Source organism: Nocardiopsis ansamitocini (assembly GCF_030268225.1).
Lineage (GTDB): Bacteria > Actinomycetota > Actinomycetes > Streptosporangiales > Streptosporangiaceae > Nocardiopsis_D > Nocardiopsis_D ansamitocini.
The window spans coordinates 1-9917 of record NZ_BSQG01000021.1 but is presented as its reverse complement, the minus strand read 5'-3'; the positions used below and the strand labels follow the sequence as shown (position 1 = coordinate 9917).

Below are 9917 nucleotides of genomic sequence, written 5' to 3'. Positions count from 1 at the left end.
GGCCTGGGTTTCGCGCCCACAGGGTCGCTGCGGCCAAGCCCAAAGCCCTTGCGTGTTCCCTGCGCTCCGCTGCTGTTCCCAGTGGATCGACTGGATTTTCCGTAACTCTCCGCGCCTCTCATGACGGACACGCAACGACCAAGCGTCGACACCTCTGTTGTGGGAAGGCGAGTGGCCCGCCGTTCGGTGCTCCGCGCGCGGGCGCTCGTTCCCGAAGCCGAACGGAAGGGTGGCCGGATTCGGACAGCGGGTCATGGGACTTTCCGGTGACCTTCGGTTTGAAGGCCCCAAAGCCAGCTCAGAGCGTTAAACCAGAGATTTCGCCCTCTTCGCTGCTCGACCACTGTGATGTGAAACCGGCTGGAAAGCTTCTGAGGCTTCCGCTACTTTTAGCTCGAATTTAGAAAACCGCCGGGTTTGTCCGGTTCGGTTCGGGTGTTGTTCTACGATGCTGGATCGGATGTGCCCATGCGCGTTGTGCGCTTCAGTGCTGCCCTGATGGCGTCTGCCCTGGTGGGGGGACTGCTTTGCGCTTCCCCCGCGACAGCGGAGGAGGCGCGTTCCTCGGACGAGCGGGAGGCGCTCGCCGAGGCCGCCGACACGGGAGAGCGCGTCGAGGTCGAGACGCTGCGCGCCGAGCGGCGCGAGGTCTACGCCAACGCGGACGGCACCTTCACCGCCATCGAGCACACCCAGCCGGTGCGCGTCCTGCGTGCCGGCGCGTGGGTGGACACCGATGCCACGCTCGTCGAGCACGCCGACGGCACGATCGGCCCCAAGGCCTCCACCGTCGGACTGTCGTTGTCCACCGGCGGGAGTGGACCGCTCGCCCGGCTGTCCCGGGCGGGCAAGGTCCTCGCCCTGGACTGGCCGGGCGAACTCCCCGAGCCCCGGATCGGAGGAACCCGGGCCGTCTACGAGGCGGTCCTGCCCGGGGTCGACCTGATCCTGCGCGCCGACGTGGACGGTGTCTCCCACGTCCTCGTGGTCGAGAGCGCCGAGGCCGCCCAGCACCCCGATCTCGCCCTGATCCGTCTGGCGATCGACGCCTCGGGCGTCGAGGTGCGCGAGCGGCCCGAGGGCGGGCTCGAAGCCGTCGACACCGGAGCAGGGGGAGCGGTTTTCGAGGCCCCCGTCCCGTTGATGTGGGACTCGGGCGCCGTGGAACAGAGCGAGCAGGACGCCGGAGCCACCACCGCGCAGCGCGCTGTGGTCGAGGCCGAGGATCCCGACCTCGTCGAGGGCCCCTCCGAGAGCTCCAAGCTCGCCGAGGTCGGCGTCGAAGTCGCGGGGGACGACCTCGTGCTCACCCCCGACGCCGACCTGCTCGGCGCGCAGGACACCGTCTATCCCGTCTACATCGACCCGGTGTGGAAGACCGCGACCCGGTCGAGTTGGGCGATGGTGTCCAGCGGCTACCCCAGCCAGAAGTTCTGGAAGTTCGCCGGGAAGAAGGACGAGGGCACGGGCCGCTGCCCCCAGCTCAGCGGAGACCCCTACTACTGCAACGGGGTGGGCACCAAGCGCGTCCTCTACGGCCTCCCTACCTCGGCCTACCACGGCAAGCAGATCCTGTCGGCGGAGTTCGCGGTCACCCTGCGTCACACCTACAACACCACGGCCAAGCCGGTCAGGCTCTACCGCACGGGCGCGATCACCTCGTCCACCACCTGGAACAACCAGCCGGCCTGGAGCTCGCTGCTGGACACCAAGAGCCCGAAGAACACCGCGGGCTCCTGTACGACCACCAACCAGAACGCCCGGTTCAACGCCACGGCCGCCGTCACCCAGGCGGCCGCCGGCAAGTGGGCGACCACCACCTTCGGTCTGCGCGCCGACAGTGAGTCCGACTACACGCAGTGGAAGCGGTTCTGCGACAACGCCCAACTGGAGGTGCGCTACAACACCGCGCCCACCCTCCCCAAACAGTCCGACCTGCAACTGAGCCCCGGAGGGGCCTGCGTGTACGGGGCGAGCCGCCCCTACGTGGACGAGCCGCCGCGCATCTCCGCCTACCTGCGCGACCCCGACCACTCCTCCGCCAACGTCGAGCAGGTCCGCGCCCAATTCCGAGTGTTCTGGAACAACGCCGCGGGAGTGGAGCAGCGCCGCGAGTTCACCACGTCCTACAAGGCCGCGAACTCCCGTTTCTACTACCAGATCCCCGCCGACATCCCGCAGAACGTCGTGATCGGCTGGATCGTGCGCGCCCACGACGGACACTCCTGGTCGGGATGGAGCTGGGACGGTGACCAGACCCGGTGCCAGTTCGTCTACGACGCGACCAGCCCGGCCGAACCGGTGATCCGGTCCACCGCCTACCCCGACGACGACAAGTGGCACGACGGGGTGGGCTCCTACGGGAACTTCACCATCAGCTCGCCCTCCACCGATGTGGTTGCCTACCGTTACGGGGTCAACACACACCCGTCCACCGCCAACACCCTCACCCCGACAAGGGCCGGTGCGAGCGTCGCCCTCGAATTCGTCCCCGAATATGAAGGGCCGCACAGTCTCTACGTCGAGGCCGTTGACGCCGCAGGGCGGGTGAGTACCCGCGCCAACTACATGTTCCTCGTCAGTGCCGGCCGTCCCGCAGCCCCGCACTGGCCGCTCAACGAGGCTTCGGGATCGTCTACTGCGGCCGACACCGGTGCGGGCGAGTGGTACTCGCCCACCCCCGCGCCGGCCGGACCCGGGGTCTCCTTCGGGACGGCAGGGCCGGGCGGCCCCGGCAGCCCCGCCGCGCTTTTCGACGGGACAGAGGACGCCTACCTGAACCCGGACCGCGCCTACCTCGGGCTTCCCGAGTCTTCCTTCTCCCTGGCGGGATGGGTGCGCCTCGACGCGACGAACCGCGACCAGACGGTACTCAGCCAGGACAGCGGCGAAGACGTGGACTTCGTGCTCGGCTACGCCAAGAGTCACGACGGATGGCAGATCACCTTCCCCGACTACCGGAGCTCCGGGAGATTCACCGTCGCCGCTCCCGGCAGTGCGGTCCAAGGGGTGTGGACGCACCTGGCCGTCGTCAACGACGACCGTCGAAGACACGCCACCCTCTACGTCAACGGCCGCAAGGCAGCCGAGGCATCCTTCCGGCCAGGTCAGGGCGGTAACGGCGGCCATAGCGCTATACAGTCCCCGGACGGCTCCGTCGCCCCAATGGCATTGTGGAGCGAGGGACGCATCGGGCGCACCTTCGTCGATGCCGAAACTTTCGGAGACCATCTCCACGGGGCGCTCTCGGACCTGCGTGCCTTCGACAGGCTGATCACTGCTGACGAGGTCCACACCCTGTACAGCCTGCCCACCGAACGCGTCGCCTACTGGCCGCTCAACGAGGTCGAGGACGGAACCAGTCCGGAGGCGAACGAGGGGCAACCACTGGCCCTGTCCGGTGGAGCGGAGATCTTCCAGGGCGACGACTTCGGCGAGCCCGCGCTGATCGGCAGCGGTCACCTGGTGCTGGACGGAACCGACGGACACGCGTTCGTCCCGGCCGCGCCCACCGCGACCGACGGAAGCTTCACCCTCAGCGTCCGTGCACGGCTTGCCTCGGCTGCGCCTGAGCAGCCGATGACGGTGCTGTCTCAAGCGGGGCAGAACCAGAACCAGCTGGAGCTCGGCTACAGTCCTGATCTCGGTCGCTGGGAACTGGCGCTGACCGACTCCGACGGGGCAACAGCCGAAACCACCACCATCGGCTACGACACGACTCAGCCCAGCTCGGAGTACAGCGGGGACCATCTCGCGGTGGTCTACGACGCCTTCGCGCGTGAGATCCGCTTCTACGTCAACGCCCAGCTCGCCGGTAACACCGCCGTCGCGCACACCTCCTGGGCAGCCACCGGGCCACTCAGCCTAGGACGCGCGCTCAGTTCCGGTGACTGGAGCCAGTACTTCTCCGGTGCGGTGGACGATGTCCGTGTCTACGCCGGCGCCGCCGACATCACGACGATCGGGCTCCTGTCCCTGATCGAGGAGCAACCCGACCTCTGATCCCCGGGCGGCCCGGACGCCGGGCCGCCCCCACTTCTCCCCACGTTCCAGCGGTACCCCCGCTTCCCCCAGTGAGGAATCCGATGACCACCCCCGCCCCCCTCGACAGGCGTGCCCACGGCAGGACCGCGCGCCTCGCGAGCGCCGCCATGGCCGTGATCATGCTCGTCACGCTCACCGAGGCGATGCCGCCCAGGCCCGACTGGCTCGACGACGAAGCACCACCGATCGAGGACCTCGGCCCAGCGGTCGTCGGCAGTGACGCGAAGGTCGAACCGCGCGTCCCCGGTGAGGAGCACGAGGCCGCCGTCACCGGGCCGGCCGACGTCGCCTGGCCCACCGCCGCCGTCACGACGGTCGAGGTGTCCGAGTCGGGAGCACCGCGTCAGGGCAGGGTCTTCGCCCCGGAGGGCGGGGCCGCCCCCCTCCCCAGGCAGGAGCCCGGCCCCGTGTCGGTCGGCGGACTGCCGGTCACCGTGCGGCCCGCCCCCGGGGCCACCGGGGACGGGCCGGAGAAGGTGGACGTCGAGGTCATGGGCCAGGACGCCGCCAAGGCAGCCGGGGTCCAGGGGTTGCTGCTGCGGGTCACCCGTGCCGACGGGGACCCCCGACCCGCTGGCGTGGAGCTGTCCCTCGACTACTCCGACTTCGCCGACGCCTACGGCGGTGACTTCGGGGCACGGCTCGACTTGGTCCGCCTGCCCGCGTGCGTGCTGGACACCCCGCAGTCGGGGCTCTGTTCCACACCCCGCCCGGTCGAGACCGGCAACGACCCCGAGGAGCACACCCTCACCGCGCAGGTGCTCGCCGACCCCGTGTCCCGGTCGCGCGCCCCGTCGCCGTTCACCGCCGAGCCGTCGGCCGCCCCTGCCGTCTACGCACTGGCCGCTAACGCCTCCTCGTCCCAGGGCAGCTACTCCGCCACGCAACTGGCGCCCTCCTCCAACTGGGACGTGTCGCTCTCCTCCGGCGACTTCTCCTGGAACCACCCGGTGGAGGTGCCGGGCGTCCCCGGCGAACTCGAACCCGCCATCGACCTGGGCTACTCCTCCCAGGCCGTGGACGGGCGCACCACCGCGACCAACAACCAGGGGTCCTGGGTCGGCGAAGGCTTCTCCTACGAGCCCGGCTACATCGAACGCAGCTACAAGGCGTGCGCCGACGACGGTCACAAGACGCTGGGCGACCAGTGCTGGGGCACCGACAACGCCACCATGATGCTGGGCGGTTCCTCGGGCGAGCTGATCAAGGACGACGCCACCGGTCGTTGGCGGCTCAAGAGCGACGACGGTTCCAAGATCGAACGCCTGACCGGCGCCGTCAACGGCGACAACGACGGCGAGTACTGGCGCGTCACCACCGTCGAGGGCATCAAGTACTACTTCGGGTTCAACCGCCTGCCGGGGTGGAGCAGCGGCAAGGAGGAGACCGCCTCCGCCTGGACCGTCCCCGTCTTCGGAGACGACAAGGACGAGCCCTGCAACAAGAGCACCCTTGCGGAGTCCTGGTGCCAGCAGGCGTGGCGCTGGAACCTCGACTACGTCGAGGACCGGCACGGCAACGTCATGTCCTACTACTACGGAAAGGAGACCAACCACTACGCCCGCGAGGCCAAGACCGACCGCAACGGTACCGCCTACACCCGTGGCGGCTACCTCAAGCGGGTCGACTACGGCCAGCGCGCGGGCGAGGTCTACAGCACCACCGCACCGGCGCGCGTCACCTTCACCGTCGCCGAGCGCTGCCTGGAGACCGGCAGCTTCGACTGCGCCCCCGCCAAGCTCACCGCGGCAAACGCCACCCACTGGCCCGACGTCCCCTTCGACCTCGACTGCAAGGCCGACACCAGGTGCGCCTGGGCGCAGACCGCGCCGTCCTTCTGGACCACCAAACGCCTCACCGACATCACCACCCAGGTCAGCACCGGCAGCGGTTACGCCAAGGTCGACTCCTTCGCGCTCAAGCACCTGTTCACCGACAACGGCGACGGCTCCAGGACGTTGTGGCTGTCCACGATCACCGAGACGGGGCACGTGGGCGGCACCCAGAGCCTGCCCGCCATCGAACTCGGCGGCATCCAGCTGCCCAACCGCGTCGACAGGCCCGGGGACCACATCTCCCCCCTGAACCGCTTCCGGCTCTCCAACATCTACACCGAGACCGGCGGCCAGATCACCGTCAACTACACAGGCGGTGAATGCACCCCCACCACCCTGCCCACACCGGGGGAGAGCACGGGGCGCTGCTACCCGGTCAAGTGGAGCCCGCCGGGCGCCGAGAACCCCATCACCGACTGGTTCCACAAGTACGTGGTCACCGAACTCATCGAGGAGGACCGCACCGGCGGTGCCCCCGAGGAGTACACCCGTTACGAGTACCTGGGCGACGCCGGCTGGCGCCACGACGAGCCCAACGGCCTGACCGACGCCAAGCACCAGACCTGGGGGCAGTGGCGCGGTTACGGCAGGGTACGGGTGCGCAGCGGCGGAGCCCAGAGCATGACCGGCCGCACCGAGCACACCTTCCTGCGCGGACTGCACGGCGACAAGAGGCCGGGCGGCGGGACGCGCAGCGTCACCGTCACCGACTCCACCGGCACCGAGCACACCGACCACGACGACCTCGCCGGCTTCGAACTGGAGGAGATCGACTACAACGGCTCGGCCGTCGTCGACAAGGACGTCAACGTCCCCTGGCGCCGGCACACCGCCACCCGCGTCGAGGACTGGGGCACCAGCCGGGCCACCTTCCAGCGCAACGCCACCGAGCGCTCCTTCACCGCGCTGGCCTCGGGCGGGTGGCAGGAGACCAGGTCCACCACCACGTTCGACCCCGAGACCGCCCGCGAGACGATGGTCCACGACTTCGGCGACGTCTCCACCACCGCCGACGACCAGTGCGTACGCACCACCTACGCGGACAACACCGCCGCCGGGATGCTCACCCACGCCTCCCGGGTGGAGATCGTCGCGGTGGGCTGCACCACCACGCCCGACCGCGCCACCGACGTCCTCTCCGACATGCGCAAGCACTACGACGGCCAGGGCTTCGGCGCCGCCCCCACGAAGGGCGACGTCACCAAGGTCGAGAACCTCGTCTCCCACGACGGCACCACCCCGACCTATCTCACGGCCGAACAGACCTCCTACGACCGCTTCGGCCGGGTCCTGGAGATGCGCGACAGCGCCGGCCTCGTCACCGAGACCATCGCCTACACCGAGACCAACGGCCTGACCACCAGGATCGTCGGCGAGAACGCGCTCAAGCACCGCACGACCATGGACCTGGACCCCAAGCGCGGCGTCCCCGTCGCGGAGGTCGACGCCAACAACCGCCGCATCGACCTCGCCTACGACGCCCTGGGGCGCCTCACCCAGATCTGGCACCCCGACCGCTCCAGGAGCCGCGGCTATTCTCCCAGCCAGCGCTTCGAGTACCTCATCAGCAAGGACGCGCCGGTCGCGGTCAAGAGCGAGGATCTGCGCAACGACGGGTCCTACGAGCCCGCCTACGAGATCTACGACGGCTTCCTGCGCCCCCGCCAGGTGCAGACCAAGGGGCCGGACGGCGGGCGGCTGGTCACCGACACCTTCTACAACGCCATCGGCGAGACCGCCAAGACCAACGACGTCTACTACGCAGAGGGCGCACCCTCGGCGAGCCTGCTGACCGTCGTCAACGGCAGCGTCAACGGCCAGACCAGCTACACCTACGACGGCGTGGGCCGGCCCACCGCGGTGATCCAAAGCGTCTCCGGCGACGAGAAGTGGCGCTCCACCGCCTCCTACGGCGGCGACCGTGTGCACGTCACCCCGGTGCAGGGCGGCATCCCCACCACCGTCATCACCGACGCGCGCGGCCAGCAGACGGAGAAGCGCCAGTACAAGGGCGCGACCCCCACCGGGGCCTACGACGCCACCACCTACACCTACACCCGGGCCGGACAGCTGGAGTCCGTCACCAGCCCCGCCGGCCAGACCTGGCGCTACCGCTACGACCAGCGCGGACGCAAGATCGAGGCGGTGGATCCCGACGCGGGCACCAGCACCTTCAGCTACGACGACTTCGACCAACTGGTCTCCACCACCGACGCGCGGGGCGTCACCGTCTCCAACGCCTACGACCTGCTGGGACGGCTCACCGCGACCTACGAGGGCAGCATCGCCACCGGCACCAGGCTCACCGCCTGGGAGTACGACACCCGCCTCAAGGGGCAGCTGTACATGGAGACCCGCCATGCGGGAGGGGAGCAATACCGCATTGCGGTGACCGAGCGCGACGACCTCTACCGTCCGACCAGGACCGTCTACGGGATCCCCGCCTCCCAGGGGGCGCTCGCCGGCAACTACACCTTCACCGCCACCTACAATCTCGACGGTACGCTCCGCGGGGTGGGGATGCCCGCTGGAGGCGGGCTGAAGGCCGAGGCGCTGCTCTACGGTTATGACGACCTCCAACGCCCCACGACCATGCGCAGCGCGGAGGGCACCTACGTCACCAGAACCGACTACGCCCAGACCGGTGAACCGCTTCAGTACCAACTCTCCAGCGGCGGGCCCACGACCTGGCTGACCTACAACTACGAGAAGGGCACCGGTCGTCTTCTGCGCTCCCGCGCCGAAACCCAGGCCCCCGGCTCCGACAAACTCGATATCCGCTACGGCTACGACGACGCGGGCACCGTCCAGTGGGTCTCCGACACTCCTGCCGGCGGGGTCTCCGAGACCCAGTGCTTCGAGCACGACTACCTGCTGCGGATGACCCAGGCGTGGAGCACCGGTGAGACCGGCGACGACGTCTGCGCCACCCAGCCCACCACGGAGACCGTCGGCGGTCCGCAGCCCTACTGGCACTCCTTCACCTACGACGTCTCCGGCAACCGCCTCACCGAGACCATCCACGGTGTCGGTTCGGCCGCGGCGAGCGCGGCGGCCCAGCAGACCGCTCCTTCCGCAGAGGCGGAGCCCGCACCGGAGGCAGAGGCGTCGGCGCAGCCGAGCCCCAGCCTCTCCCCGCTGCCCCAGACACCTTCCCCCTCCGTGCAGGAGACCGCCGGTCCGGTACCCGTCCCCGCCCCGGAGCCGGGCCCCGCGCCGGCGCCCCAGTCGGGCCCGGTCCCCGAACCGCGACCGCTTCAGTGGGCCGCCCCCGGTGCCCCCGAGGATCAGGAGGCCGCGCCTGAGGCCACCGCACCGGAGGCGGAGCAGTCTCCCGCCCCCGTCGGCGACGTGGAAGAGGCTCCGACCGACGGGCAGGAGGGCGAGCCCGCCGCAGCCGGGGAGGAGCAGGAGGGGGAAGGCGCCGACGAGGCCGCCACCGCTGCCGCCGCCGACAGCGCCGACACGGTCCGCACCTACAGCTATCCCCAGGGCGGCCAGCCGAACACGCTGTCCCAGGTGGTCGAGGAGACCCCCGGCGGCGACCGCCTCTACCGCTACGAGTACGACGAGTCCGGCAACACCGTCAAGCGGGTGATCGCGGGGGAGGAACAGGTCCTCACCTGGACCGCCGAGGGAAAGCTGAACACGGCCGACACGGCCGAAGGACGGATGTCCTTCGTCTACACCCCCACCGGCGAGCGGTTGGTCCGTACCGACGCCCAGGCCACGACCCTCTACCTGCCGGGCATGGAGCTGCGCTCCGAGGCCGGTGCCGTCAGCGGTACCCGGTACTACACCCACAACGACGAGACCGTCGCGGTGCGCACCCAGGCGGACGGGCTCACGTTTCTGGCAGCTGACCACCACGGCACCGCCGAGCTCGCGGTGGACGCGACCACCGGCGAGACGGTGCGCCGCCGCTTCACCCCCTTCGGCGAGGAACGCGGCGCGACCCAGGATGTGTGGCCCGACGACAAGGGATTCCTGGGCAAGGTCGTGGACGCCTCCACCGGATTGTCGCATCTGGGCGCGCGT

2 protein-coding genes are annotated in these 9917 nt (G+C 69.6%); both read left to right on the top strand.

Annotated elements, in window-relative coordinates; translation table 11 throughout:
* The first annotated feature begins 468 nt into the window (after positions 1-468).
* A complete protein-coding gene (locus QSJ59_RS24170) occupies positions 469-4002 on the top strand; it encodes a LamG-like jellyroll fold domain-containing protein (RefSeq protein ID WP_285762080.1) in 3534 nt (1177 codons plus the stop codon).
* Positions 4003-4085: 83 nt separating this feature from the next.
* On the top strand, positions 4086-9917 hold a 5832-nt coding region (locus QSJ59_RS24165; protein WP_285762079.1), incomplete at its 3' end, for a type IV secretion protein Rhs.